We start from the raw sequence: 26,393 nt of genomic DNA on the forward strand, positions 1-26,393 counted from the left end.
CGCGGCCGGGGGCTGATTGGAAGGTCGATTGGAAGGCACAGTGAAAATCTGGGGGCGTTCGGGGGAGAACGACGGTGAGTCGAAGGGTTGCGCAAAGAATCGTCACAGTGCTGTCCATCGCGGCGCTCGCGGTTGGTTTCGTGGGCTTCGTGGTATATCGCGCGCGCACCGCCAAACCTCCCCTGGCGATTGACGTCCTGTTCGCTTACGGGGCGGTGTTCACGCTCTTTCTCTTCTTCGACACCATCGGCCGCCAGGCGGTGCGATTGCGTGTGGAGTCCGATCGCGCCCGTGTCCGCCCCGCCCCGCGGCCTGGCGTCGGCGGCCGGGAGGTGGCCCCCGTGGGCCGGCCGGGATCGGCAGGGCGCCCTTCGGTGACGGTCGCGGAACGCGACGTGCGCGTGGAGCGCGTCACGGCCGACCATGCCGCCGCGCTGCAAACGCAGATGGACGCTGCGGTGCGGGAGCTGGGCGCGTTGGCGGACAGGCGCCCCCAGGTGGACGCGCAAGGGCACGTGGTGGAGCTTCGGGCATCTGAATGGATTGACGGGGAGAACCGCTTCCCGTTCTTCATCTTCGCCGAAGAAGCGTGCGTCGGCTGCTGTCTGCTGGAGCGGACCGGCGGGGCGTTCGACATCCAGTTGATGTACATTGAGCCGGTGTACCGGCGGCGGCACGTCGCCTCCCACGCCGTCGCGCGCATCGTGGCGTTCGCGCGCATGGCGGGCGTCGAACGGCAGATGACTATTTCGGTCACGGACGTGAACCACCGCGGACGTCGGTTTGTGGAGGCGTGTGGGTTTCGGCCGGTACTGGACGACGAAGGTGCCGCAAGCGAGGGCGCAGAGGAAGCGGTGCCGCCAGCTGCGGATGCGGTGGGGGCGCCCGGTTCGGATGCGGTGGGGGCGACCGGTTCGACGCGGTGGATGTTTCCGTTGCGGGAGTAGGATTCGGGCGCCCGCGCGGTCCGGCCGAGCCGGACCACCGATAGGGTAGGAAGGGTGCCTTGAGCGGTGGGGCCTGCCCCGCCTCGCGGCCCCCTAGGGCACAAAGGGCGCCTTACAGTGGACGGTCCGGCCGAGCCGGACCACCGATAAGGTAGGAAGGGTGCCTTGAGCAGCCAGGGGCTGCCCCGCTCGCGGCTTCCTAGGGCATGAAAGGCGCCTTACTGTGGACGGTCCGGCCGAGCCGGACCACCGATAAGGTAGGAAAGGTGCCTTGAGCAGCGAGGGGCTGCCCCGCTCGCGGCCTCCTAGGGCATGAAAGGCGCCTTACAGTGGACGGTCCGGCCGAGCCGGACCACCGATAGGGTAGGAAGGGTGCCTTGAGCAGCGGGGTGCCACCCCGCCTCGCACCCGTCCCCGGCCCCCCATGCCCCGCGCCTACGTCTCCTGGCCGGTGACCAGCGGCTGGGCCGAGCCGTGGTCGCTGTGGCGTTCCGTCTCCTCGTGCAGCCGCTTGAAGACAGCCGGGGCGGTGGCGTCCACAATCCGCAGGCCTGCCGCGGTGACTCCTCCGGGTACGGTGACCTTGTGCAGGATGTCGCCAATGGTCAATCCCGACGACAACAGCGCGCCCGTGCTGATGAACGTTTTGGTTAACAGGTACTCTGCCTCGGCACAGCTGATGTGACCCGTCTCGGAGGCAGCTTCTGCCCACGCGCGCAGCAACCCTGCCAGAAATGCCGGACCGCAGCTGGTCATGTCGGAACACACCCGAAGCTGCGACTCGTTGACCGCAAACGGAACCGAAATTTGACTCAGGAGCGCTTCGAAACACTCCTGGCGGGCTGTGTCAAACCGTGATCCGTAGCTGACTAACAAAATCCCGCAGCGCGCCGTCTGCACGATGCTCGGGATGATTTTGACCACCCGCGCCCGTGTCCACGTTTCAACCTCTTGAAGCGGGATGGTGCTGATGGTGGTTGCGACAATTTGGGATGGCGCCAGCTGGTCGCCGATGGCAGCCATCAGTTCCCTGCCATCGCTTGCCTTCGTGCTGACGACTACGACATCGGCGAACCGGACGACGTCCTGCGCGCTGGCGGCCAGGTGAATTCGGGGCTCCTCACGCGCAAGGTCTCGTGCCTTTTGTGGGGTTCGATTGTACACGAACACTTCCGCCTGCCCAGCAGATGCCCACGCTTTTGCCAGCATTCCGCCGATATTGCCCGTACCAATGATGCCGATGCGCAATGCCATTCCCCTCGCATTCTCTCACTCGGCTGCCTGCAGCAGCCGAAGGTTATTTGTCACGCATTCCTCTGCTCCTGAACGTACTCTATGTGTATTCCTGATAGGCTCGTTTGCTACACATTGAATTCAAAATGGAGAAGAATCATAGGAAGCTGGGGGCAAGTACAGGCAGGCCCGCGCATAAGATGATGCTGCAAGGACCAGAAGACGATGCTGCAGGCACGGTCGTTCGCAGGAACAGGATGGGACTCAGCAGGAATCATGCCAAAGATGCAGAAACCTATCCATACACACATCACCGTTGAACGTGTACGTTTCAATCGCACATTTCCATGCGCACATGAGGTCCGCACGTCTGGTCGTCCGGTGATGGACGCCTACGACAGCCATCACGCAGATCCAAACGGCAGGGAAGGAAGGGTTCCCAATGAGTGTCGGCTATGGCCAAGGCTATGGGCTGTATCAGGAGCAGGCGCAGAAACTCATGATGACCCAGCAGATGCAGCAGGCAATCACCATGTTGCAATGTTCTGCCGTGGAACTTGACCAATACATCCAAACCGAACTTGCCAGCAATCCATTGGCGGAAGTGCGGCCGGTGGCCGTGGAGTGGCAGATGCCAGCCGGCATCTTCACCGGCGGAGGACGCATTGCCAGCCGATCGACGGGGTACAGCGAGCGCCAAGCTCCGCCGCTGGAGCAGACCCTGCGCAGCGAGGCAACGCTCGCCGACCTCTTGGAGGAGCAAATTCGGCTCACCGCGTGTGATTCGCAGGTCGCTCACACCGCCAAACGCCTGATTGGCAGTCTGGATGAAAACGGTTACCTGCGAGAAACGCCGGAAGAGCTGGCACATTGGACCGGCGCGCCGCTTGAGCTGATTCACAAAGCCATCGAACTGCTCCAATCGTGTGATCCCGCCGGGATCGCCGCCCGCGACCTGCAAGAATGTCTCACCCTGCAATTGCACCTCGTACCCACCGAGCAGCGAGCCCTTGCGGGCCAGCTGATCGACCATCATTTGGAGGAAATCGCGGCCGGCCGTATCTCACACCTGGCCCGCGCCCTTCATGTCACCACCCAGGAAGTGCAGGCGGCGATTGACGCCATCCGCCAGCTCAACCCCCGTCCCGGGGCTGGTCTTGTCGAGGAGCGGCCTGCGTACATCATCCCGGACGTCATTGTCGAGCGCGTGGGCGGCCAGTACGTCGTCATGACGAACGAATCCGCCCAGCCGAGCGTCCGCCTGGATGCGGCGTACCGGCGGTGGATGCGCGCGGCGGATGCCGAAACCCGCCAGTACCTGTCCCGAAAGGTGCAGGCCGTGGAGTGGATCGTACGCTGTCTGGAACAGCGGCGCGTCACACTGCACCGGGTTGCGGAGGCCATTGTCCAGGCCCAAATGGATTTTCTCGATCGCGGTCCTATCGCGATGCGCCCCCTCACGCTCCGCCAGATTGCCGACACGCTGGGCGTTCACGAATCCACGGTCAGCCGGGCGACGCGCAACAAGTACATGCAGACCCCGCGCGGCGTGTTCGAAATGAAGTATTTCTTCACCGCCGAACTGGCGAGTTCAGATGGGGGTGCGGCCGCGTCTGCGGAGGCTGCGAAGCACGCCATTCGCCAGTTGATTGACGCGGAAGATCCCGCCCATCCACTGTCCGATGGAGCCCTGTGCGATCGCCTGGCGTCTCAGGGCATTCACCTCTCCCGGCGAACCGTCGCCAAGTACCGCGAGGCGATGCGTATTCCATCTTCGTCCCGGCGGAGGCGGTTTTAGGCTCGATGATGCACGTGTGTCCGCCCGGCTTTTGAGAGCCGGCAGGCGGCGCGTGTTTCAGCAGCCAGAGAACGTCGTGGCTCGTGAGAACATCATGGCGCGCGCCCATTGCGTTTTTTCGCCGACAGATTTACAATGGGGCCATCAGCGAGAGTCAATCTTGCCTTTTCTTTTCGGGTAATCGGGACGAAAAAAGTCCATCGGGACTTATTGAGTCCCTAGCGGGTACGGCTCATCCGTTTGGCCTCCGGTTTGAACGGGTGACAGTGCGGTCGGCCAGCGGGGTGAACCGCAGCGTTGAAAGGCGGTGGCGAGGGTTGGATTGGTCGTTGGCGCAGCGAATCGTGCCAGAACTCCTGGACGTCCTTCGCGATCGGGTCAAGATTTTGCAGCGCATGTACCTGGTGCAGCCCATCGGACGACGGGCGTTGGCGGCAGAACTCGGCATCACCGAGCGCGTCCTGCGCGCCGAGGTTGATTTTCTCCGTCAACAGGGGCTGATTGTCGCGGCGCCGGCAGGCATGTCGCTGTCGGAGGAAGGGCAGGCTCTCCTTGAAGAACTGGAGGAGTTCGTGGCCACTATCGAAGGACGGACCGAACTGAGCCGTACCTTGTCGCGAACGCTGGGCATCCCAACCGTACACGTGGTCTCTGGGGACAGTGACCAGCATGCCTGGGTCAAAAGCACACTGGGGCTTCAAGCGGCGACCGTCTTGCTGGGGGCCTTGCAGCCGTCCGACGTCATTGCGGTGGCGGGCGGCACAACGATGGCTGCGGTGGCCAGCATGGCGCCTTCGAAGCGGCAGCCGTTTCCGGTCAAGGTGGTCCCGGCCCGCGGCGGACTCGGCGAGGAAGTGGAGATTCAGGCCAACACCATCGCCTCGGTCCTGGCGGAACGCATCGGCGGCACTTCGATGATGCTGCATGTGCCGGACCGGCTGAGAGAGGATACGCTGGAGCAGCTGCTGGCCGACCCATACGTTCAGCAGCGCATCCCGGAGATCCGCAATGCCAGCATCGTGATCCACAGCATTGGGGATGCACTTCGGATGGCGGAGCGCCGCCAGCTGGACCCGGAGGAAGTCGCGCTGCTACGTCATCACGGCGCGGTCGCAGAAGCCTTCGGGTATTACTTCAACGAGGCGGGCGAAACGGTGTACGCGATGACCACCGTGGGTTTGCAGCTCTCCGATTTGGAGCGGATGCGGCTCATCCTCACGGTGGCGGGTGGACACAGCAAGGCGCGTGCGATTGTGGCGGCGGCGAAGGCGTACCGCATGGATGTCCTGGTGACCGACGAAGGCGCGGCGCGGGAAATCCTGAATCATGAGTTGGAGGGATAAAAAATGACGATTAAAGTCGGCATTAACGGGTTTGGGAGAATCGGCCGGAACGTATTTCGAATTGCACGCAATCACCCGGATTTGGAAGTGGTGGCGGTCAACGACCTGACGGACGCAGAAACGCTGGCGATGCTGCTGGAGTATGACTCCGTGCATGGGCGCCTGGATGCGGAGATTCGTACGGACGGCAGCGCCATCCTTGTCGACGGGAAACGGGTGGAAGTCATTGCGGAGCGGGACCCGGGGAACATTCCGTGGTCCAAGTACGGGGTGGAATTGGTGGTGGAATCCACCGGGCTGTTCACGGACCGCAGCAAGGCAGAGGTGCACATCACCAAGGGCGGCGCGAAAAAGGTGATTATCTCCGCGCCGGCGAAGAACGAAGATGTCACGATTGTAATGGGCGTCAACGAGAACATGTACGACCCGGAGAAGCACGACGTGATTTCCAACGCGTCCTGTACGACCAACTGCTTGGCGCCGGTGGCGAAAGTGCTGGATGAAACGTTCGGCATCGAACACGGGTTGATGACGACGGTACATTCTTTCACCAACGACCAGAAGATTCTCGACCTGCCGCACAAGGACCTGCGCCGTGCACGCGCAGCCAGCATGTCCATCATCCCGACCAGCACGGGAGCCGCCAAGGCGGTGTCGCTCGTGCTGCCGCAGTTGAAGGGCAAGCTGAACGGGATGGCGATGCGCGTCCCAACCCCGAACGTCTCGGTCGTGGACCTGACGGTGACGGTTCGCAAGCCGGCGACGGTGGAATCCGTCAACGCGGCGCTGCAGCGCGCGGCGGAAGGACCGCTCCATGGGCTGCTGGCCTACACGGAAAAACCGCTGGTGTCGCGCGACTTCAACGGTGACAGCCACTCTGCCATTGTGGATGCCTTGTCGACGATGGTGATGGACGACAACATGGTCAAGGTCATCGCCTGGTACGACAACGAGTGGGGCTACTCCAACCGCGTCGTCGACCTGGCGGCGTTCGTCGGCAGCAAACTGCCCGTGACCACTCGGTAAGTCTGGGATGGTCCCGACCGCGGACGATCGCAGCCGCACAGCCCCGCTGCTGCTGCGAAAACGAATCAGGAAATAAGCCGCCCCAGGCGGCTTATTTCCTGCCCGGTTCCATCCTGCATTGGTGTCAACGGGGAGAACCTGGACCTCCTGCGTCCAGCCGTACGTGATACAATAATCGCGGTTGGAGTTGTTACGGACGATATCACGCTTTTTTCAGGAAACACTGCACAGCAGGTGGGAGGCGTCGAGCATGAACAAACGAACGGTGCGGGATGTGGATTGGACTGGCAAGCGCGCGCTGGTCCGTGTGGACTTCAACGTACCGATGGAGGGTGCGGCCATTACGGACGACACCCGGATCCGCGCTGCGCTGCCGACGATTCGGTACTTGCTGGACAACGGCGCAAGTGTGATTGTCATGAGTCACCTGGGTCGTCCCAAAGGAACGCCCAACGCCAAGTACTCGCTTCGTCCCGTCGCGGCGTACCTGCAGCACAAACTCTCCGGCGTGACGGTGCATTTCGCGGAAGACTGCGTTGGTCCAGCGGCACTGCAAGCCGCCCGCGCGCTCTTGCCGGGCGAAGTTTTGCTGCTGGAGAACCTGCGCTTCCACGCGGAAGAGGAGAAGAACGACGCCGCGTTTGCGCGGGCGCTGGCGGAACTCGGCGACATCTATGTGAACGATGCCTTCGGCACTGCGCATCGCGCACACGCCTCAACGGCGGGCATCGCCGCGTACCTGCCGGCCGTGGCCGGGTTTTTGATGGAGAAGGAAATCTCGGTCATGGGTCAGGCGCTGGCGGACCCGACGCGGCCCTTTGCGGCGGTCATCGGCGGAGCGAAAGTCTCCGATAAAATCAACGTGCTGGCGCATCTCGCGAGCAAGGTGGACGCCCTGCTCATCGGCGGCGGCATGGCGAACACGTTCCTCGCGGCACAGGGCTTTGCCATGGGCAAGTCGCTGGTGGAGGCGGATGCAATCGATACGGCGAAACGTTTCCTCGACGGCGTGCAAGCGTCCGGCTGCCGCGTGCTGCTGCCGGTCGACCTGGTGGTGGCGGATGCGTTCTCGGCCGATGCGGCGCGGCAGGTGTGCGCCGTTTCCGAGGTGCCCGACGGGTGGATGGCGCTCGACATCGGGCCGAAGTCGCTGGCACGGTATCAAGCCGAGATCGGCAACGCGAAGACGGTCATCTGGAACGGTCCGATGGGCGTATTTGAACTGGCCCCGTTCGCCGAGGGGACGTTCGGTGTCGCACGCGCGCTGGCCAAAGTGGACGGCGTGACCATCGTGGGCGGCGGCGACTCTGTGAGCGCGGTGGAGCAGGCTGGCCTGGCCTCGCGGATGACACACGTCTCCACGGGCGGCGGCGCTTCGCTGGAGTTTCTCGAAGGCAAGACGCTGCCCGGGGTTGCGGCTCTCTCGGACAAGGACTGAACGGGACGCGCTCGACCCACCCGTCCCGATAGGAGGCATGCAGGCACAACATGACACGCAAGCGGTTGTTGATGGGAAATTGGAAGATGTATAAGACGGTGGCGGAGACCCGGCGCTTTGTGGAGGACTTGCAAGGCCTCACCCAAAAAACGCCGCTGCCCGCGCAGGTGGAGACGGTGATTTGCCCGCCGTTCACGGCCATTGGTGAACTTGTCCGGTGGGTGAACGCATCGTCGCAGCCCATCGGGGTTGGCGCGCAGAACGTCCACTTTGCCGCGCAGGGCGCCTTCACTGGTGAGATTTCGGCGGATATGCTGGCGGACCTTGGCGTCAAGTACGTCCTCGTCGGCCACTCGGAGCGCCGCACGCTGTTCGGAGAGTCGGATGAATGGGTGCAGCAAAAGGCGGCTGCGGTGGCGGCACAGGGGATGCAGCCGGTGATTTGCGTCGGGGAAAACCAGGACGAGCGGGATGCACAGCGGACGCTCGACGTGGTCGAGCACCAGACGCTGACCGCACTGAACGGATTGGCCGCTTCGAGCAGGGGAGCCGACGTGGTCGGAACGGCTGTGATTGCCTACGAACCAGTGTGGGCGATTGGCAGCGGCCGGACACCCGCGCCGGAGGAGGCGCAGGCGGTGATTGGCGCGATCCGCCAGTGTGTCGCTCGCGCCTGCGGGGCAGCGGCAGCCGACCGCATTCGCATCCTGTACGGAGGAAGCGTCAAGCCGGAGAACATCGCCAGCTTCACGCTGCAGCCGGACATTGATGGCGCGCTGGTGGGCGGGGCGAGCCTCCAGGCGGATTCGTTCCTGGCGATGGCGCAAGCGATGGCAGGAGGTGACGCGTGATGGCGGCAGACAACCACGCAGACAATCACAACGAAGCAAGCCGGGCAGCGGCCGGGGAGCGGCCTATTGAGCGGTCGAAGTCGGACGCGCCGTTTACGCGGAAGCCGAGGCCTTCGGGGGAGGGCCCCGTGGCGCTGATCATTCTGGACGGCTTCGGGCTGCGCGACGACGTTTATGGCAACGCCGTGCAGCAGGCGCACAAGCCGGTGTTTGACGCCCTGTGGAACACATATCCCCACACGACGCTGAAAGCCAGCGAAGAAGCCGTCGGACTCCCCGAGGGTCAGTTCGGCAACTCCGAGGTCGGGCACTCCAACATCGGGGCCGGCCGAATTCTCTACCAAGACCTGACGCGGCTCAATCGCGACATCGCGAACGGGGATTTCTTCAAGAATCCGGTCCTGGTCGGGGCCATGCAAGCCGCCAAGGCCGGCGGCCGGCGCCTTCACCTGTGCGGCTTGCTGTCGGACGGCGGCGTACACAGCCACATTCGCCACCTGTTTGCGCTGCTCGAATTCGCGGCGAAAGCTGAGGTGCCGGACGTTTTGGTCCACGCGTTTCTTGACGGCCGCGATGTCCCGCCGACGACGGGGGCGGGCTATCTCCGGCAGCTGCAGGACAAACTGGCGTCGCTTGGCACCGGCCGCCTGGCTTCGGTGGCGGGGCGGTATTACGCGATGGATCGCGACCATCGCTGGGACCGCACCGAGAAGGCCTACCGCGCGATGGTCTTCGGGGAAGGCGACCGGGTGCAGGACCCGGTTGCGGCGGTGGAGGACAGCTATGCGCGGGGGGTGACGGATGAGTTCGTCATTCCGATGGCCGTCGTGGACGCATCCGGCGCGCCCGTGGGCAAGGTGGCGGATGGCGACGTGGTGGTCATGTTCAACTTCCGGCCCGACCGCGCCATTCAACTGTCGCAGGCGTTCACCAACGCGGATTTTGACGGGTTCGATCGCGGCGCGCATCCACCCCGCGTCCACTATGTCTGCATGACCAAGTACAGCGACGCGGTGGACGGTGCCATTGCGTACTCGCCGACCAACCTCGACAACACGATGGGTGAGGTGCTCGCTGCGCACGGATTGACCCAGCTGCGCATCGCGGAGACGGAAAAGTATCCGCATGTCACGTTTTTCTATTCGGGCGGGCGCGAGGCGTTGTTCCCTGGCGAAGAACGGATTTTGGTGCCGTCGCCCAAAGTGGCGACATACGATTTGAAGCCGGAGATGAGCGCCTACGAGGTCGCCGAAGAGGCGGCTGCGCGGATGCGCAGCGGAGACATCGACGTGATGATTTTGAACTTCGCAAATCCGGACATGGTCGGGCACACGGGGGACCTGTCCGCTGCGATTCGCGCGGTGGAGGCGGTGGACACCTGCCTCGGCAAAGTCATGGAAGCCATCCAGGCGGTGGGCGGCGTCGCGTTGGTCACGGCCGATCACGGCAACGCCGACATCATGATCGACCCGGAGACGGGCGGCCCGTGCACGACGCATACGCTGAGCCTGGTGCCGCTGATTGTCACCAAACCCGGCATTACGTTGACATCCGGCATCCTGGCGGACTTGGGGCCGACGATGCTGGATTTGCTGGGGGTGCCGCGGCCGGCGGAGATGACGGGGCGCAGTCTGATTCGGCGCGGGGTGAGTGGATGATATGTCCTCTCACGGATTCCCCTCCCCGTCATTAGCGCTAAAGCGAGCATTCCGGTGAGGGGAATCGGTGAGAGACTACCTGTTCACACCCCCCGCTTCCGAAGCAGGCTGCGCCTGGTGGGCGTCCCGAGGGGAACAGGGGACAGACCACCGCGAGGAATACCCCGCGTACAATTCGGACTGCGCCAGAGGGTATTCTGAGGGGAATCGGTGAGAGACTACCTGCTCACACCCCCCGCTTCCGAAGCAGGCTGCGCCTGGTGGGCGATGATTACATAAGCAAACATTCATGAGGAGGCGTGTGATATGACCGATATTTTCGATATTCAGGCCAGAGAAGTGCTGGATTCGCGCGGCAATCCGACGGTGGAAGTGGACGTGGAACTGGAGAGCGGAGCGCGCGGACGGGCGATTGTGCCCTCCGGTGCATCGACGGGTGCCCACGAAGCGGTGGAACTGCGTGATGGGGACAAATCCCGCTACAATGGCAAGGGTGTGCGCCAGGCGGTGCAGAACGTGAACGAAATCATCGCCCCCGAGCTCATCGGCGAGGATGCGGGTGACCAGGTCGAGATCGACCAGAAACTGATTGCGCTCGACGGCACGCCGAACAAGGGGAAACTGGGTGCGAACGCGATTCTTGGGGTTTCTATGGCGGTCGCGAAGGCTGCGGCGGATGAACTGGGCTTGCCGCTGTATCGCTACCTCGGCGGCTTCACGGCGCGCACGCTGCCGACGCCGATGATGAACATCCTCAACGGCGGCAAGCATGCGGACAACACGGTGGACATCCAGGAGTTCATGGTCATTCCCCACGGTGCACCAACCTTCCGGGAAGCGCTGCGCATGGGCGCTGAGGTGTTCCACAGCCTGAAGTCTGTGTTGTCTGCGAAGGGGCTCGCCACGACGGTTGGCGATGAAGGCGGGTTCGCGCCGAACGTCAATACCAACGAGGACGCCATTGCGCTCATTGTCGAGGCGATTGAGAAGGCCGGGTACAGGCCAGGGGAGGACGCGTCGATCGCGATCGACGTCGCCGCCACAGAGCTTTACAAGGACGGCAAGTACCACTTCGAGGGCGAGGGTGTGACGCGCACCGCGGACGAACTCATCGCTTACTACGAGTCGCTGCTCGGACGCTACCCCATTCTCTCCTTGGAAGATGGGCTGGCGGAGGACGACTGGGACGGCTGGAGCAACCTCACCAAAGCGCTGGGTCATCGTGTGCAACTGGTCGGCGACGACCTGTTTGTGACCAACACGGAGCGCTTGTCACGCGGGATCTCCGCGGGTGTCGGCAACTCCATCCTGGTTAAGGTGAACCAGATTGGCACGCTGACGGAAACCTTTGAGTGCATCGAAATGGCAAAGCGGGCTGGGTATACGTCCGTGATTTCCCACCGTTCCGGCGAGACGGAGGACGTGACGATTGCCGACATCTCCGTGGCGACGAACGCTGGACAAATCAAGACCGGTGCGCCGAGCCGAACCGACCGCGTGGCGAAGTACAACCAGCTCCTGCGCATTGAAGAAAGCCTCGGGGATGCGGCACGTTACGCTGGGCGCAAGGCATTTCGGTAACGCGGGCGTCCACCATTTCCATGATTTCGTTTTGTCGATCGGCGCTCGTCATGGTAGACTTGAGGCGATTGGGTTGATCGCGAGGTGATATGGAAGTGATGGCATTTGCGAAAGTTGCGCTGGTCGTGGTGTCGGTCCTGTTAATCTGCGTGGTGCTGCTGCAGTCCGGCCGCAGCGCGGGATTGTCCGGCGCGATTACGGGTGGAAGCGACCAGGCGGCAAACCGCCGGCCGAAAGGCACGGACTCGTTCCTCGCGAAAGTGACCGTGGTGATTGCGGTTCTGTTTTTCATTGTAACGTTAGGAATCGCCTACTTGAACGCGCATCCGGGAGTGCACCTGTGAGCGTGTCTCTGCATGTGTGTGCAAAAAGACCATTGTCGAGGGGCCGTTTTCGCCGTTTTCGGACCCGCTCTCCAATCGTACGGGTCTGGCGACTCCTGCAGCATGAATCTTACACGCAAACTTCGAGCGCCGTCTGTCAGGACGGCGCTGTTGTTGTACGCCCGGACGACGCGGTGTTGGCGGGTCGTCTGGGCGGGCCGCTTCGGGCGGGTAGATGACGCCAAGCAGATTACGTGCGCCGTGAAATGTCCATACTACTGCAGACAAGCATTCCAGGCTGCAGCAAGCTGACCCCATCCACGGACAGGGACGTGAGGCGAAACAGGGGGAGGGGAATCGGTTGAGTGAGGAAGATACGAGGATGACACCCAACGAGGATACGGAAGAAATTTTGCAAGAGATGACGGGAGATACCGCGGAAGACACTGCGGAGGACATCATGGATGTCGACGAGTTACTGGAATACATGCGCCACGACGCGTACAAGCCGCTGACCGTACAGGAACTGGTCGAGGTGTTCGGGCTGACGGGCGGCGACGCATTTCGGGACTTCGTCAAGCTGCTGAACCGGCTCGAAGACGAAGGGGAAGTGGTCAGAACCAGGACCAACCGCTACGGCGTACCGGAACGGATGAACCTGGTCGTCGGCCGTTTGCAAATAAAAGCGCGCGGGTTCGGGTTTTTGACGCCAGATACACCCGGAGAGCCGGACATCTACATCCCCGCTTCGGATATGAACGGCGCGCTCAGCGGCGACAAGGTGATGGCGCGCATCGAAAAGGGCAGTGCCCACGGCATGCGCCGAGAAGGCAAAATCATTCGAGTCCTCGAACGCGCTGCGAACCGCGTTGTGGGGAAATTCGTGCGGCATCGTGATCATGCCTTTGTCACCCCGCTCGACAAACGCTTCCCGCAGGATGTGTTCATCGGCGCAGAGGACATGCTGGATGCGCACGACGGGTATGTGGTGGTCGCGGAGATCACTGAATTTCCGACCGCCACGCGCGGTCCGGAGGGCAAAGTGGTGGAGGTGCTTGGGCACCCGGATGCGCCGGGCATCGACATTCTCGCCGTTGTGCGAAAATATGGTCTTCCGGAGGCGTTTCCGGACGAAGTGCTGGAAGCCGCTGAGGCGATTCCGCTGGAATTGAGTGCGCAGGACTATGAGGGCCGCCGCGATCTGCGCGACGAAGTGATTGTCACCATCGACGGTGAGGATGCGAAAGACTTGGACGACGCAGTCCAGGTCGAGCGCCTGGAGAACGGCAACTACCGCCTTGGCGTGCACATCGCGGACGTCGGGTACTACGTCAAAGAAGGCTCTCCTCTCGACAAGGAAGCCTTCAAGCGCGCGACCAGTGTGTACCTGGTCGACCGGGTCATTCCGATGCTGCCGCAGCGCCTGTCCAACAACATCTGCTCGCTGAACCCGAAGGTCGACCGGCTGACCTTAAGCTGCGAGATGGAAATCACCCCGGCTGGAGAAATTGTGCGGCACGATGTGTTTCCGAGCGTGATTTGCACGACAGAGCGCATGACGTACACCAACGTCCGCAAGATTCTGGACGACCGGGACGAAGCCCTCATCGCCCGCTACGAGCCGCTGGTGCCGATGTTTGAGGCCATGAAGGAGCTCGCGGAAATTCTCAACCGCAAGCGCATGGCACGCGGGGCCATCGACTTCGACTTTGACGAGGTCAAGGTCGTCGTCGACGATGAAGGCCATCCCATCGACATCGTGCCGCGGCACCGGTCCATTGCCGAGCGCATCATCGAGGAGTTCATGCTGGCCGCGAACGAGACGGTGGCAGAGCACTTCCACTGGCTCGAAGTGCCGTTTATCTACCGCATTCACGAAGAACCTTCGCTGGAAAAAATGATGGAGTTCAACGAGTTCATCCACAACTTTGGATATCACGTGAAAGGGCTCGGCAATCACGTCCGCCCGCGCGCCCTCCAGGACATCCTGGAGAAGGCGAACGGGACGCGGGAGGAGCGGGTCATCGCCACCCTGATGCTGCGCTCCATGCGACAGGCGCGTTACTCCCCCGAGTGCGTCGGCCACTTCGGCCTCGCGGCGGAGTTCTACACGCACTTCACGTCGCCCATCCGGCGCTATCCGGACTTGTGCATCCACCGCATCATCCGCGAAGTGCTCGCCGGGCCGCTGCCAGAGAAGCGAGAGCAGCGCCTGCGGGACTTTGTGGACATGGCGGCGCGGCAGTCCAGCGAACGCGAGCGCGTGGCGCAGGACGCGGAACGCGAGTGCGACCAGCTCAAGATGGTCGAATTCATGCTGGAGCACCTCGGGGAGGAGTTTGACGGCATCATCAGCGGCGTCACCCAGTTCGGACTCTTCATTCAGCTGGAGAACGGCGTCGAGGGCCTGATTCACGTCAGTTACCTGAATGACGATTACTATGTGTTCAACGACAAGCAGATGGCGCTCGTCGGTGAGCGGGCGCGGCGTGTGTTTCGTCTGGGCGATCCCGTCCGGGTCGAAGTCATCGCCGCCAGCAAGGAGAACCTCACGGTGGACTTCGGGCTCGTCGCCCACCGCCGCGAAGGCACCATGGTTTTTGATGAAGGGGTTGAGACGGTCGTCTACGACGAGGACCTCAACCCGCGCGAACGCAAGCGTGCCATGCGCGAGCGGGCGCAGCGCGTGCAGGAGCGCCGCGGCGGCAGACGAGATTGGGACCCGGGCGCGGGCACGGGCCGCGATGAGGGGCGCCAGCAGCGTCCCGGACGTCGCGGAGAACTCGCAGGGGACGGTGCGAATGACCGGCGTGGGGAACGACGCGAGGGCTTCGGCAGACGGGAAAGGGAAAGGCCCGGCAGTCACGACCGGATTGGCGGAAACGGTCGGACAGGTGAGCGCGACGGCGCTGGCGGGCATGGCCGGATGGGAGAGCGTGAGCGGGCTAGCGGGCATGGCCGGACGGGTGAACGTGACCGTGCTGGCGGACATGGTCGGATGAATGGGCGCGACCGGTTTGGCAGGAACGACCGCGCCGGCGGCTACGGTGGACCGGGCGCAGACCAGCCAGCGCGCCGTGAACGAGGCCGGCGCCTCAGCGAACTTCGCGGAGAACAACACCGCGGGCGCGGTCCGGAAGGCGGCAGTGACCCGGTGGAGGGCCCCGACTGGGAGGTCGACGTCGGTGATGCGGCGGGCTTCGCTGGCACGCGCAGACCCGGACCCGCGGGTGGGCCGGGACGCGGCGGGAAAAAATCGGGATCGACCCGCAAGAGCAAGACGGCCCGCGGCCGCACGGGGCGCGCATCGGCCTTTGCCTCGGGCGGCGTGAAGGCCAGCCGGAAGTCGCGCGGGCGATAATCTGCGGCCGGCGGGAGTTGCCTTGTTTGCGGCGTAGTGGCCATGGTATCATAGAAGATACGCGATCGACCTGCATCCGGAGAGTGAAACCATGGCCAAGCAAGACGGCAAGCTGCTCGCCCAAAACCGAAAAGCGTACCACGACTTCTTCATCGAGGAGACCTATGAGGCCGGGATCGCGTTGAAAGGCACGGAAATCAAGTCGATTCGCCGCGGTCAGGTCAATCTCCGCGACGCGTATGCCCGCGTCGAGAATGGAGAAGTCTACGTACACAACATGCACATCAGCCCGTATGAGCAGGGGAACCGGTTCAACCACGACCCCATGCGGACGCGCAAGCTGTTGCTGCACAAAGCCGAGATCCGCAAGCTCATCGGCGCCGTGCGCGAGCAAGGGTATACGCTCGTGCCGACGAAGATGTACCTGCGCAACGGATTCTGCAAGGTCGAAATTGGGCTGGCCAAAGGCAAGAAGCTGCATGACAAGCGCGAAGCCATGCGCAAGAAAGAAGCGTCACGGGAGATTGAGCGGGCGTTTCGCGAGCGGCAGCGGCAAAAATGAAGCAGCGAGGCGCCGCTGCGATGAAGACTGCCATGCTTGCCAGCAAGTCACCATTGCCGCAGTGAGGCGATTCCTGTATCATCAAATCTGTAAGTTGGTTGCACGGTTTGCATCGTTCCTTTGCCTGAATGGAGCGCAAAGCCATCGCCTGTCGACGGCTTTCGCTGGATTGAGACGCCGAACGGACACAGGTCCAGGTCCAACATGTCCATTCCAGGCGCACCCATCATGGGGGCGTTTTGGATTCGACGGAGACAGTTCGAGCGTGAATGGCGGGTCGTGGGGCCGCGAGGCCACGTAAAAAACGCGGACCTGAAATTAACTGGCAAAGCAAACCGCTTTACCTCAAACAGCAACCTCGCCCTGGCTGCTTAATTGTAACCAGGCCGTTGCCTCGTGTGTCGCCCGTGCACACCTGGTAACGTCAACTTAGCGGGATAGTCGGCGGTAGGTGTTCGCGGACCACCGATGAAACGCAGCGAACTCACCTGTTGTCGAGCGTGATTGTCCGCGCGGCACAGGGACATCCAGTAGGCAATCTACACCCGTAGAAGTTCACGTGGCGAGGTCTTCGGACGCGGGTTCGACTCCCGTCGCCTCCACCACAGATTTAACCCCGATCGAGGCACAGAAAAATGTGCTTCGATTTCTTTATATAATGGTCGGGGGTGAACATTCACGAATCTCTGAGTCGAATTTCTTGTGCTAATGCCCTTGATGGGTCGGTCTGTACATGATCTCAACTCAGGATTTCAGCCAACAAGAGAGTAGATATCGGCCCTCTTACCGAATTTAGTGTCTCACACAAACACTAGTTCCAGTGTTATCTGACTCAACAAGTATTTCAGCGCCAATATCTCTTGCACGATTGGCAATGATATCCAGCCCATACCTTCTTTCCCGAACTGCGTCAAGGTCAAACCCAATGCCATTGTCTCGGACTCTGAAAGTCCACTTCGCTGGATTCGTCTCTTGAACATCCAGGCTGACCAAAATCGTGCTGGCGTTTGCATGTTTAATCACGTTTGTTACGCTCTCTTGGAGAATACCGAAAAGCTGGACTTGTTCCCAAGGCGTGAGCGGTAGTGCATCCGGAAATTGAAGGTCCCATGAAATTTGACGGGCTGACAACGTATTGTTGAGGTAAGAACGTACCCGATCCTCAAAATTTACTGCCTCGATGGTGTTATGCTTCAGATTAAATATGGATTGACGAACATTCTCGTCAATCTCTCGAAGAGACAAATGCACATCGTCCAACTTTACCTTGAGCGTCTTGTCGCCATGCTGTTCGGCTAACTTTTTCGCTCCATCCAACTGGACTCCCGAATAGAAGATGGACTGGGCGATTTGATCATGCAGGACCTTGACCAGCCGTTCTCGTTCTTCGAAAACAGCTCGGGATTCCCGTTCCTTTCCTAGTTCCTTTTCCGTGTTCACATACTGTTGAAACAATCTTCTGGTGATGAGGGCGATCACGAACGCATCGATAAGGGCAGTGATCCAGTTGCCAAGTTCCATAGGTAATGCCTGTTCAAGCAGAGTGTGACGGATGGTCTCAAAACCTCCAATCACGAGCGCAGGAACGATGAACAGAGTCCATTTTATACGTGTGGGAGTCATGAAGAACCTCCTGAGAAAACGTGGTTTATGGATAACAATCACTTTGTATATCATAAGGATAGTCGTTTCTACCAGCAATCAATAGAGCCACTTGGAGGTCAACATGAAAACCTACGAAATCGTGATCGCCGATGACAGTGAACGTGCCCGGAAGGCCGTTCGTATGATACTTGATTCCGACCCTCAGTTTCGTGTAGTTGCTGAAGCTACAAATGGCCAGGAGGCGATCAGCAAGACGCAAGAGTGCATGCCTGACTTGGTGCTGATGGATATCAACATGCCCGTCATGAATGGGTTTGAAGCGACACGCATCATCAAGCAGGAGCTTCCATATGTTCGAGTTGTGATACTCAGTGTGTCTGATGATGCCGCTGACCTTTTTGAAGCCATTCGACATGGAGCGCAGGGATACCTCGTAAAAAGTCTGAAACCGTCCGATTGGGTCTCATACCTGCACGGAATCCTCGACGGGGAGACACCGGTGTCTCGAAAAATGGCGGAAAAGCTGCTCGCTGAATTCAAGTTCACGGCATCAGCAAGAGGAGTTCCTGCGACACCGAGTGAAAAACTGACTGCACGTGAGCAGGAAATTCTTGAACTTGTCAGCACCGGGGCAACCAACCGTGAAATCGCTGCAAAATTGTTTATCTCCGAAAACACAGTGAAAAACCACTTGAAGAATATCATGGCGAAACTGCACATCCAAAACCGGGTCCAGTTAGCCACCTACGCACGGGAAAATCGAACGAACAAAGCATGAGGGTTGGACCCGAATTCTAGTTTTTAACGATTCGGATGCAGGTCCCCTGCTCATTCGATTCAATGAATGCGGCCGCACCGATGTCCTTCGCACGATTCCGGATGATATCAAGTCCATATTGATTCGCTTGCCGTTGTTCAGGCTGAAATCCTACGCCATCATCGCAGATTGCGAACACCCACTTGGTTCGTCCACCCGATGGGACTTTTGTCAAGTTTACGGAGACTGAGGATGCGGACGCATGTTTACGGATGTTCGTGATCGCCTCTTGGAGAATACCGAAGAGTTGTATCTGCTCAGTGGTTTCAAGCAGCACGGCGTCACAAAAATCTACAGTCCAGCGTACCTCTCCATGGAAAAAGGCATTTTCCAGATACCTCTCAACCCGCTCTCGGAAGTTTATCGTCACTTCCGTATCTTGCCTCAGATTAAAGATTGCCTGACGAACGTTTTCGTCCATCTCCCGGAGCGCTAAAAGGAGATCGTCCCATGATTCGGAGGCGATAGCTTTTTTGAGATTTGTCTGTCGGAGTGATTCGATTTCAACGCCCATGTAGAAAATGGATTGCGCAATCCTATCATGCAGCTCCCTGGCCAAACGCTCTCTTTCCTCCATAATCGCCCGCTTTTCCCGTTCCAGACTAAGTGAGCGTTCCGCCTGCTCAAAGTGACTGAACAGACCTTGTGAAATAAATGCGATGGATATGGCCGTCATTCCGGCCATCATCCAATTGCCGGTCTGAAGCGATACGTAGGGAATGCAAAACGTATGTCTCAGATACTCGAATCCAAGGACAATGAGTGTTGGAACGAGCAACAATGATATTCTGATACGATTTGATGTCATATCGTCCTCCACAATAGGATCTTTCATTCACAACAGGCCGAACCCCGATAAAACAATGATCGAACATAACCTCTTTATACGACATGGCCCTTTCGGGCTATTTGCCGACGAAAATTTGATGGAATAATGGTAGAAGGGCACCTCTGATGTTTGATAGGAGGCGGAGCCAGTGAACATCGCTCTACGATTCATACGCCGTCAGTGGTTGACCTTTCTGACCGTTGCAACCTTCTTCGGCATCTGCTGTGGCGGTATTACGTTACACGCCCTGAAAGGAACATCTGCTCAGAGTCTACCTATGGAAGGCAAGGCATATAATTTCTTCCTCGTGAATTCGAATGGCAATCGGGTGACACTGGGAGACTCGGCAGGCAAGGTTCGACTGGTGGCATTCATTTACACGAGATGCAACGCCAGTTGTCCTGTCGTCACCTCGGAAATGGTCCAGTTGCAAAAAGGTCTAGAGCGCCAAGGGATCATGGGAAACCACGTGGAGTTGATTTCGATCACGATGGATCCTGCCCATGACACAGAGTCCGTGCTTCGGAGCTACGAGAAGCAGTTCGGCGTTGCGCCGGTTGGGTGGGAATTCCTTACGGGCACGCAGCAAGCGATAGATCAGACGCTGAAACAGTATGGGATATATGTCAAGAAGGTCGATGCAACCCAGTACGTTCATACCATTGCCGAGTTTCTGATTGATGGACAAGGTAACATTCGCAAAGTGTACGGGTTGGACATTTCAGAAACAAGTACAGAGAATGACATCGAATCCCTTTTGCATTCGGAATGAAAGTTCGACAGAAGTAAGATCAGCGATCAATGGGCACCCGTTTCAGACGCAGTGCGTTGAGGACAACCGAAACGGAGCTGAACGCCATGGCTGCACCGGCAACAAGGGGACTGAGTAACCCCAATGCAGCGACAGGTATCGTTACACCGTTGTATATCAGGGCCCAAAAGAAGCTTTGCCGGATGTTTCGAATGGTTGCATGGGACAGGCGAATCGCCTGCACGACCCCTTCCAGTTCAGTTCCGATTAGAGCGATATCTGCTGCCTCGATAGCAACATCCGCACCGGTGCCAATGGCAATGCCCACGTCTGCGGTCGCAAGTGCTGGTGCATCATTCATTCCATCCCCGACCATTGCCACTACGTGGCCTTGTTTCTGAAAATGTCGAATGACATGCACCTTGTCTTCCGGTGTCAAGTCGGCGAGCACATCACGAATTCCAACTTGCCCAGCTACTGCCTGCGCAGCATGAGGATTATCCCCGCTCACCATGACTACATGTAGACCAATTTGTTTGAGGTCATGGATGGCTTGGCGGGAGGATGCCTTAATGGTGTCTGAAACGCCGATCAGCCCTGCAACTTGTCCGTCTACGGAAACGAAGAGCGTAGTCTTGCCCGACTTCTCCCAGTCTTGTTGCTGCCACAAAAGAGCTGTTGTGACGATCCCATGTTCACGCATTAACGCAGCATTACCGGTCAGAACTGTGTGACCTTTGACAACTGATTTCACGCCTCGGCCTGCGTAGGATTGGAAATCGGAAGGTTCAAAGAGACGTGTCTGTTGTTTCACGTGCCGAACGACCACTTGCGCCAAGGGATGTTCAGAAGGGAGTTCTGCGCTTCCTGCAAAAGATAGCAACTCGCCTTTGGATTTAACAAGTGGATGATTTGCTACCAGAACATCCGTGATCGTTGGTTCTCCGTGCGTGATGGTTCCGGTCTTGTCCATCAAAATGACCCGTGCTTTGTGCAGGGTTTCGAGCTGCTCGCCGCCTTTGAAGAAGATGCCGTGCTGTGCGGCCCTCCCTGTCCCCACCATGATAGCCGTTGGCGTCGCAAGGCCAAGTGGACAAGGGCACGCTGCCAATAACACGGCGGTTGCGTTCAAAACCGCCACAGACATTGGGTAGTCAAGTACGAAATACCACACCACAAAAGTTGCAAGGGACAGGCAAATCACAATGGGCACGAAGATCCCGCAAATGGTATCCGCTAATCGCTGTACGGGTGCTTTGGACCCCTGTGCTTCCTCCACCAACCGAATGATTTGACCGAGTGCAGACTCACCGCCAATGCGTGTCGCAACCATTCTTATCGCTCCGTGCCGATTGAATGTGCCTCCATACACCGGATCGCCAGGTTGTTTATCTATCGGCAGGATCTCACCGGTCAATATGGATTCATCTACACTGGTTTCGCCAAAGATGACTTCACCATCCACCGGGATTTTCTCACCCGGCCGGACAACCAGCATGTCACCGACAGAGATTTCAGCGACTGGGACATCCACTTCATCATGGCCAATCAAACGATGCACTTGCTTGACCTGTAATTGCGCAAGTTTTTGTAGGACCTCTGAAGTGCGGGATTTAGCCTGTGTTTCAAGGATTTTACCAAAAAAGACCAGGGTAATGATGATGGCGCTGGTTTCAAAGTAAACATGGTGACCTCCCTCTAACACCATCCAAGCGCTGTAGAAATACGCTGCGGAAGTTCCCAGTACCACGAGCACGTCCATATTTGCGCTGCGTCCCAGCACTGACTTGAACGCCCCGACGTAGAAGGCCCATCCAGCAATGAACTGTATCTGCGTAGCGAGTGCCAATTGTACCCACGGGTTGAGTAGCACTCTCGGTATGCCAATCAGACCGAACATATTCAGCATCAGCCAAAAGAAAGGGATGGACAGGGCGAGTGAAAACAAAAACATTTCAATGGCCGGCCACTCTTGATCCCTGCTGTGACTGCCGGAATCCATAAAAACACTTGCACCGTATCCGATTCGTTCAATTCGGGAGATGATTTCGTTTACCTGGATTTCTTCCGGTGAGTAGTCAATTGTGGCTCGTTCCATCGCTAGGTTGACATTCGCATCGAGAACACCTGGTTGTTTCCTAACAACCTTTTCGATTCGTGCCGCACACGCTGCACAGTGCATTCCAGTAATTTCTAGTGTAGTCTTTTGCTTTGACATATTATGGGCCTCCGCTCCCTGCACATCCCCCTGATTGTCCACTGTATTCTATTGACCTCTCAGTGCTTGATATGACTGATTAAATCTCTTCACCACAGAATTCATAGATTTAGCCAAGCTCGTCACAAAAATAGTCCTATTGGGCCAGAATAGTTTTCTGTCTACGAAGATACAGTGTCATGAAGGTCTGCAATGTCTTCACGGACCAACTTATGGTGAAGAAAAACCAAATGCGAAGTTCAATTGACCGCTCCAATTGGTGGCGGTCATTGTGATTTCTACCGATATCTTGTCACAAAAATAGCCCCAACGAGTCAGAGTGGTTCTCCAATTTGATAGATATCATGGGACGTGAGTCCGGGGAATCGTGCCACACGGTGGAAGCGCACCAAGAGACGGGCGGATAGGCCCAAAGGTGTCAGGAGGAAATGAAATGCTTAATGAGATGAACCACCAGAACAAGACCCCACAGGGTTTATGTCAATGATGACGGACGAAGAAAAGAGGAAGAAGCGAGCGCTGTCTGACCTTCGCATGCAGTCTCTGAAACACCATGTCTTGGTTTGTAACGGCGGGTGTTGTGTCAAGAACGGTTCAGGGGGTTTAATTGAAGCTTTTCGTAGTGCTGTGTCTGAAGCCAATGCGGCAGACTTCATTCGGATCACGGAAACCAAATGTACCGGTCGGTGTATAGATTCGTGTTCTGTTGTGGTTTACCCTGAGGGCGTCTGGTATCGGAACATTCGTACAGAACATGTTGCGTTAATTGTTCAGGAGCATCTTTTACGAGGCAACGTTGTACCTGAACTGGTGAGTTATGTCTGTCGAAACGGGAAATTTGTGAAATTGTCCTCCGATCCGCTCGAAGGTTTGTCACAATTATAGCCCAGTCAGGCCAGTGTTTCGATAATGATTGACGGCTACGATTCATATGGGGCGGGATTGTGACAATCTCCGTCGAAGTTAGAAAAACTAGGGGGTAAACCAATGTTTCGAAGAATTGCTGGAGTAGGGACTGTCATAGCATCTTTGACGTTTGCGCTCGTAGGATGCGGAGCCCAAGGTGGTCAATCCAACAACTCAATGAACATGACCGGGACAAATATGAGTGGGATGTCTGATACTTCGACAGACCAAAAGATCACGGTTACTGATGGAACTGGAGCAAAGGTTGTTCTAAGCAATCCGGCAACGAGCTTTGTTTGTCTGGATCCTTCTTCGATTGAAATGTTGAAGGATCTTGGTGAAACAAACATTGCGTATGACCATGGCGATCAATCCTTTGTGAAAATGGTATTTGGGGCGGATGCGAAAAAGTTAAAGATGATTGGCGGCTCATGGATGCAACCGAACGTCGAGGACATCGTGGCGGATCACCCTGATCTGGTCATTGGAGATGCGTACCCACATGCGCAACTTAAAGCGGCCCTGAAGGGCGTAGCTCCTATGTATTTGATATCAAGGAGCGGTGGTTACAAGCAGTCCATGAAAGATTTGATCAATCTCGGTATTTTAACTGGACACCAAGCGACTGCTGAACGAGAGGTGAATGAATTTACGGCACACCTTAATTCGGCGATGACAAAATCTCCCCAAAACCAAACATCTCTCATCATATGGGGGTCATCACCTACTGATTTCCAAGTCCCAACAGTGGATGATCCATCAGCCTCCGTTCTTGCTGCCATTAGCAAATATCCTTGGGGAGGTCATGGGGCGCACGGTATGAGTATTTCACTGGACCAAATTCTGAAGGTGAATCCAGACGTGATATTCGTGGAATCCATCGGCCGGCTGGACAATTCCAACGCACCGACACTAACATCACAACTTGCTTCGAATCCGATATGGAATCAATTGAAGGCTGTCAAAGATCACCGTGTTTACGAGGTGAATCCGGATGTTTGGCACTCCGACAGGGGAGGCCTTGGGCTCGAAAAAATCCTTGACGATGCTATGCCGAAACTCTATCCAAACCTCTTTACGAAGCAGTGAAAGAAGGAAGCGTTGTGGGATCGGGATTTTCAGGTATAACCAGAAGATTCAGTGCTATGGTGGCTATATTTGTCGTTGTATTGCTTGGTATAGGGGTACTTGGACTTTCCTGGGGTACCCCTTCACTGTCCCTCGGAAGCTTATGGAATGTACTGTTCGGCCATAGTCACAGCGTAGAGTCCGTCGTCGTCTGGCAATCACGAATGCCGAGATATGTTCTGGGCGCTTTATGTGGCAGCCTCTTGGCACTAGCCGGCGTGTTGCTGCAAGACTCGATGCGAAACGCTATTGCGGGGCCGGAGATCCTCGGTGTCTCGGCGGGCTCGGCAACCGTAATGGCTGCAATTATTATCCTCCAGATCCCGGTTGCATCCATCCTTCAACCATGGCTTGCATTACTTGGAGGAGTCATGGGAGGCGGAACAGTGGTACTCGCCAATCGAAACAATCAGTCACCTGTTCGGCTGGTTTTGATTGGTGTGGCAGTCTCATCCTTTCTCAATGCCTTAATTGTGGTCATTGTCAGCATGGGCCAAGAAAGTACAATCACCTTGTTCTATTCCTACCTCATGGGAGGGCTTGAAAACAGGTACTGGACGCAGGTTGTACTGGTCTTGCCTTGGCTGATTGTTATTCCGGTTGCGCTTTCCTTGGCGAGGAAGCTGAACATTCTTCGGCTTGGAGATGAAGTTGCAAAGGGACTTGGGATGAAAGTCATATGGATACGAGTCCTTATCCTGATTGTCAGTATCGCACTGGTGGCGCCGGTGATTGCTGCGTGTGGACCGATTGGGTATATCTCGCTTTTGTCTCCGCATGTTGCCCGCAAGCTACTTGGCACACAAGACGCAATTCGGGTTCTGCCAATGTCTGCATTGGTTGGTGCGGTTTTATTGACCGGGGCGGACATCGTGGCTCGACAGCTATTCTCGCCTGTCGAGATCCCGGTTGGCGTATGGACCACTCTTTTGGGCGGTCCGCTCCTTCTCATCTTGTTGAATCGTCGATTGGGGAGTGCCGGCTGATGCTTCATACATACAAACACAACAAGGTCGACCGACGATTTCTAATTACCATCGGAATTTTCATTGTACTGCTTGTCCTCTTATTTGTTCTTCACGTTGGCCTCGGAACTGTATGGATATCACCAAAAGATGTGATTTCTGCGTTGTTCAATAGGCCCACAGCAGAGTACCAAAGGTGGATTGTCTGGAATTTACGGTTACCAAGGTCACTCATTGCAATGTGCGCAGGTGCCATGCTAGGACTGGCGGGTTCTATTATGCAGGCGCTCACTCGGAACCCGTTGGCTGAACCAAGTCTCACTGGGGTTACTTCAGGCAGTATCCTCGGGATTGTTTGTTGGCTTGGCTCGTTTCCCCTGGCTGCAAAATACGAGGAAATCATTCCGTTTGCAGCCCTGGCCGGGGGGATGCTGACCGTTGTGATGATGTATCTGGTAACACGCAGGATGAGGGATAACCCGTTTGTGCTCATTTTGAAGGGAATTATCATGTCGGCCGTTCTCTCGTCTATTGCATCTCTGATTTTGTTGCAGAACCAGGAGCAACTTCCAACAGTCATGCTTTGGATGATCGGTTCCCTTAATGCGAAGGTTTGGCAGGACTGGTTTACGATTTGGCCATGGGCGGTCGTTTCCTTACCTCTGGGAATCGCCTGTTATCGAGCAGCCAACGTGCTGCAACTGGGTGAAGAGGTGCCGATAGGACTCGGGTTTCGATTACAAAGAACTAGAATTCTTCTGTTCGTGGTTTCCGCTCTGCTCACTGCCGGGGCAGTGTCAGTTGCCGGCGCCATTAGTTTCATAGGGCTGATAGGTCCGCATATCGCTAGGCGGTTGGTCGGGCAAGATTCTGTTCGTGTCTTTCCAACATCCGTTTTGGTAGGTGGTTGTTTGCTATTGTTTGCCGATATGCTTGCGCAAAGTGTGACCATTGGCATTGGCGGTAAGGGGTCGGGATTACCCGTTGGCGCACTGACAGCGATGCTGGGAGCGCCGTTCTTTCTGTATCTACTGCGGCGGTCAAGACGATAGG

The 26,393-nt window shown here is 57.9% G+C and carries 20 protein-coding genes and 1 other RNA gene; 17 read left to right on the forward strand and 4 right to left on the reverse strand.

Annotated elements, in window-relative coordinates; genetic code table 11:
- The first annotated feature begins 74 nt into the window (after positions 1 to 74).
- Positions 75 to 947: a GNAT family N-acetyltransferase gene (locus JI721_RS09275; protein WP_274454597.1), complete on the forward strand. Its 873-nt coding sequence runs from the start codon at positions 75 to 77 to the stop codon at positions 945 to 947.
- A gap of 435 nt (positions 948 to 1,382) precedes the next feature.
- On the opposite strand, the gene JI721_RS09280 is transcribed toward JI721_RS09275, so the two are convergent.
- Positions 1,383 to 2,201: an NAD(P)-binding domain-containing protein gene (locus JI721_RS09280; RefSeq protein ID WP_274454598.1), complete on the reverse strand. Its 819-nt coding sequence runs from the start codon at positions 2,199 to 2,201 to the stop codon at positions 1,383 to 1,385.
- A gap of 421 nt (positions 2,202 to 2,622) precedes the next feature.
- On the opposite strand from JI721_RS09280, the gene rpoN reads away from it, so the two are divergent.
- The 11 genes from rpoN (at position 2,623) to ssrA (ending at position 16,726) form a co-directional block, all read left to right on the forward strand.
- Positions 2,623 to 3,978 (forward strand): RNA polymerase factor sigma-54, encoded by a 1,356-nt coding sequence (gene rpoN, locus JI721_RS09285; protein ID WP_274454599.1) that lies wholly within the window; start codon positions 2,623 to 2,625, stop codon positions 3,976 to 3,978.
- A 317-nt stretch (positions 3,979 to 4,295) separates the two neighbouring features.
- Positions 4,296 to 5,321 (forward strand): sugar-binding transcriptional regulator, encoded by a 1,026-nt coding sequence (locus JI721_RS09290; RefSeq protein ID WP_274454600.1) that lies wholly within the window; start codon positions 4,296 to 4,298, stop codon positions 5,319 to 5,321.
- Positions 5,322 to 5,324: 3 nt separating this feature from the next.
- The gene (gene gap, locus JI721_RS09295) at positions 5,325 to 6,347 is read left to right on the forward strand and encodes a type I glyceraldehyde-3-phosphate dehydrogenase (protein ID WP_274454601.1); all 1,023 of its coding nucleotides are present in this window, start codon (positions 5,325 to 5,327) and stop codon (positions 6,345 to 6,347) included.
- Between the two features lie 250 nt (positions 6,348 to 6,597).
- Entirely contained in the window at positions 6,598 to 7,785 is a 1,188-nt protein-coding gene (locus JI721_RS09300) for a phosphoglycerate kinase (RefSeq protein ID WP_274454602.1), read from the forward strand.
- A 50-nt stretch (positions 7,786 to 7,835) separates the two neighbouring features.
- Positions 7,836 to 8,636: a triose-phosphate isomerase gene (gene tpiA / locus JI721_RS09305; protein ID WP_274454603.1), complete on the forward strand. Its 801-nt coding sequence runs from the start codon at positions 7,836 to 7,838 to the stop codon at positions 8,634 to 8,636.
- Positions 8,636 to 10,294: a 2,3-bisphosphoglycerate-independent phosphoglycerate mutase gene (gene gpmI, locus JI721_RS09310; RefSeq protein ID WP_274454604.1), complete on the forward strand. Its 1,659-nt coding sequence runs from the start codon at positions 8,636 to 8,638 to the stop codon at positions 10,292 to 10,294. The genes tpiA and gpmI overlap by 1 nt, the downstream gene beginning before the upstream one ends.
- Positions 10,295 to 10,600: 306 nt before the next feature.
- Positions 10,601 to 11,875: a phosphopyruvate hydratase gene (gene eno / locus JI721_RS09315; protein WP_274454605.1), complete on the forward strand. Its 1,275-nt coding sequence runs from the start codon at positions 10,601 to 10,603 to the stop codon at positions 11,873 to 11,875.
- Positions 11,876 to 11,970: 95 nt separating this feature from the next.
- The gene (gene secG, locus JI721_RS09320) at positions 11,971 to 12,219 is read left to right on the forward strand and encodes a preprotein translocase subunit SecG (RefSeq protein ID WP_274454606.1); all 249 of its coding nucleotides are present in this window, start codon (positions 11,971 to 11,973) and stop codon (positions 12,217 to 12,219) included.
- Between the two features lie 439 nt (positions 12,220 to 12,658).
- Complete coding sequence (gene rnr, locus JI721_RS09325) at positions 12,659 to 15,559, forward strand: ribonuclease R (RefSeq protein WP_407654107.1); 2,901 nt, start codon at positions 12,659 to 12,661, stop codon at positions 15,557 to 15,559.
- A gap of 91 nt (positions 15,560 to 15,650) precedes the next feature.
- Positions 15,651 to 16,121 (forward strand): SsrA-binding protein SmpB, encoded by a 471-nt coding sequence (smpB, locus tag JI721_RS09330; RefSeq protein WP_274454608.1) that lies wholly within the window; start codon positions 15,651 to 15,653, stop codon positions 16,119 to 16,121.
- Between the two features lie 230 nt (positions 16,122 to 16,351).
- Positions 16,352 to 16,726, forward strand: a transfer-messenger RNA (tmRNA) gene (ssrA, locus tag JI721_RS09335).
- 187 nt (positions 16,727 to 16,913) lie between these two features.
- On the opposite strand, the gene JI721_RS09340 is transcribed toward ssrA, so the two are convergent.
- Positions 16,914 to 17,744, reverse strand: coding sequence for a sensor histidine kinase (locus JI721_RS09340; RefSeq protein WP_274454609.1), 831 nt, complete (start codon positions 17,742 to 17,744; stop codon positions 16,914 to 16,916).
- Between the two features lie 103 nt (positions 17,745 to 17,847).
- On the opposite strand from JI721_RS09340, the gene JI721_RS09345 reads away from it, so the two are divergent.
- Complete coding sequence (locus JI721_RS09345; RefSeq protein ID WP_274454610.1) at positions 17,848 to 18,504, forward strand: response regulator; 657 nt, start codon at positions 17,848 to 17,850, stop codon at positions 18,502 to 18,504.
- 16 nt (positions 18,505 to 18,520) lie between these two features.
- Here the strand turns inward: JI721_RS09345 and JI721_RS09350 are convergent, their stop codons facing one another.
- Positions 18,521 to 19,378 (reverse strand): sensor histidine kinase, encoded by an 858-nt coding sequence (locus JI721_RS09350; RefSeq protein ID WP_274454611.1) that lies wholly within the window; start codon positions 19,376 to 19,378, stop codon positions 18,521 to 18,523.
- Between the two features lie 142 nt (positions 19,379 to 19,520).
- On the opposite strand from JI721_RS09350, the gene JI721_RS09355 reads away from it, so the two are divergent.
- Positions 19,521 to 20,144, forward strand: coding sequence for an SCO family protein (locus tag JI721_RS09355; protein ID WP_274454612.1), 624 nt, complete (start codon positions 19,521 to 19,523; stop codon positions 20,142 to 20,144).
- Positions 20,145 to 20,163: 19 nt separating this feature from the next.
- Here JI721_RS09355 and JI721_RS09360 read toward each other — a convergent pair whose 3' ends face one another.
- Positions 20,164 to 22,341, reverse strand: coding sequence for a heavy metal translocating P-type ATPase (locus JI721_RS09360; RefSeq protein WP_274454613.1), 2,178 nt, complete (start codon positions 22,339 to 22,341; stop codon positions 20,164 to 20,166).
- A gap of 987 nt (positions 22,342 to 23,328) precedes the next feature.
- Here JI721_RS09360 and JI721_RS09365 point away from each other — a divergent pair.
- From JI721_RS09365 to JI721_RS09375, 3 genes are read left to right on the forward strand one after another with little or no spacing between them, the layout of a single operon-like run.
- Positions 23,329 to 24,336, forward strand: coding sequence for an ABC transporter substrate-binding protein (locus tag JI721_RS09365; RefSeq protein ID WP_274454614.1), 1,008 nt, complete (start codon positions 23,329 to 23,331; stop codon positions 24,334 to 24,336).
- Between the two features lie 14 nt (positions 24,337 to 24,350).
- The gene (locus tag JI721_RS09370) at positions 24,351 to 25,361 is read left to right on the forward strand and encodes a FecCD family ABC transporter permease (RefSeq protein WP_274454615.1); all 1,011 of its coding nucleotides are present in this window, start codon (positions 24,351 to 24,353) and stop codon (positions 25,359 to 25,361) included.
- Positions 25,361 to 26,392 (forward strand): FecCD family ABC transporter permease, encoded by a 1,032-nt coding sequence (locus tag JI721_RS09375; protein WP_274454616.1) that lies wholly within the window; start codon positions 25,361 to 25,363, stop codon positions 26,390 to 26,392. Before JI721_RS09370 ends, JI721_RS09375 begins: the two co-directional genes overlap by 1 nt.
- Position 26,393 lies beyond the last annotated feature (1 nt).

Origin of the sequence: Alicyclobacillus cycloheptanicus (assembly GCF_028751525.1) — a bacterium.
Lineage (GTDB): Bacteria > Bacillota > Bacilli > Alicyclobacillales > Alicyclobacillaceae > Alicyclobacillus_L > Alicyclobacillus_L cycloheptanicus.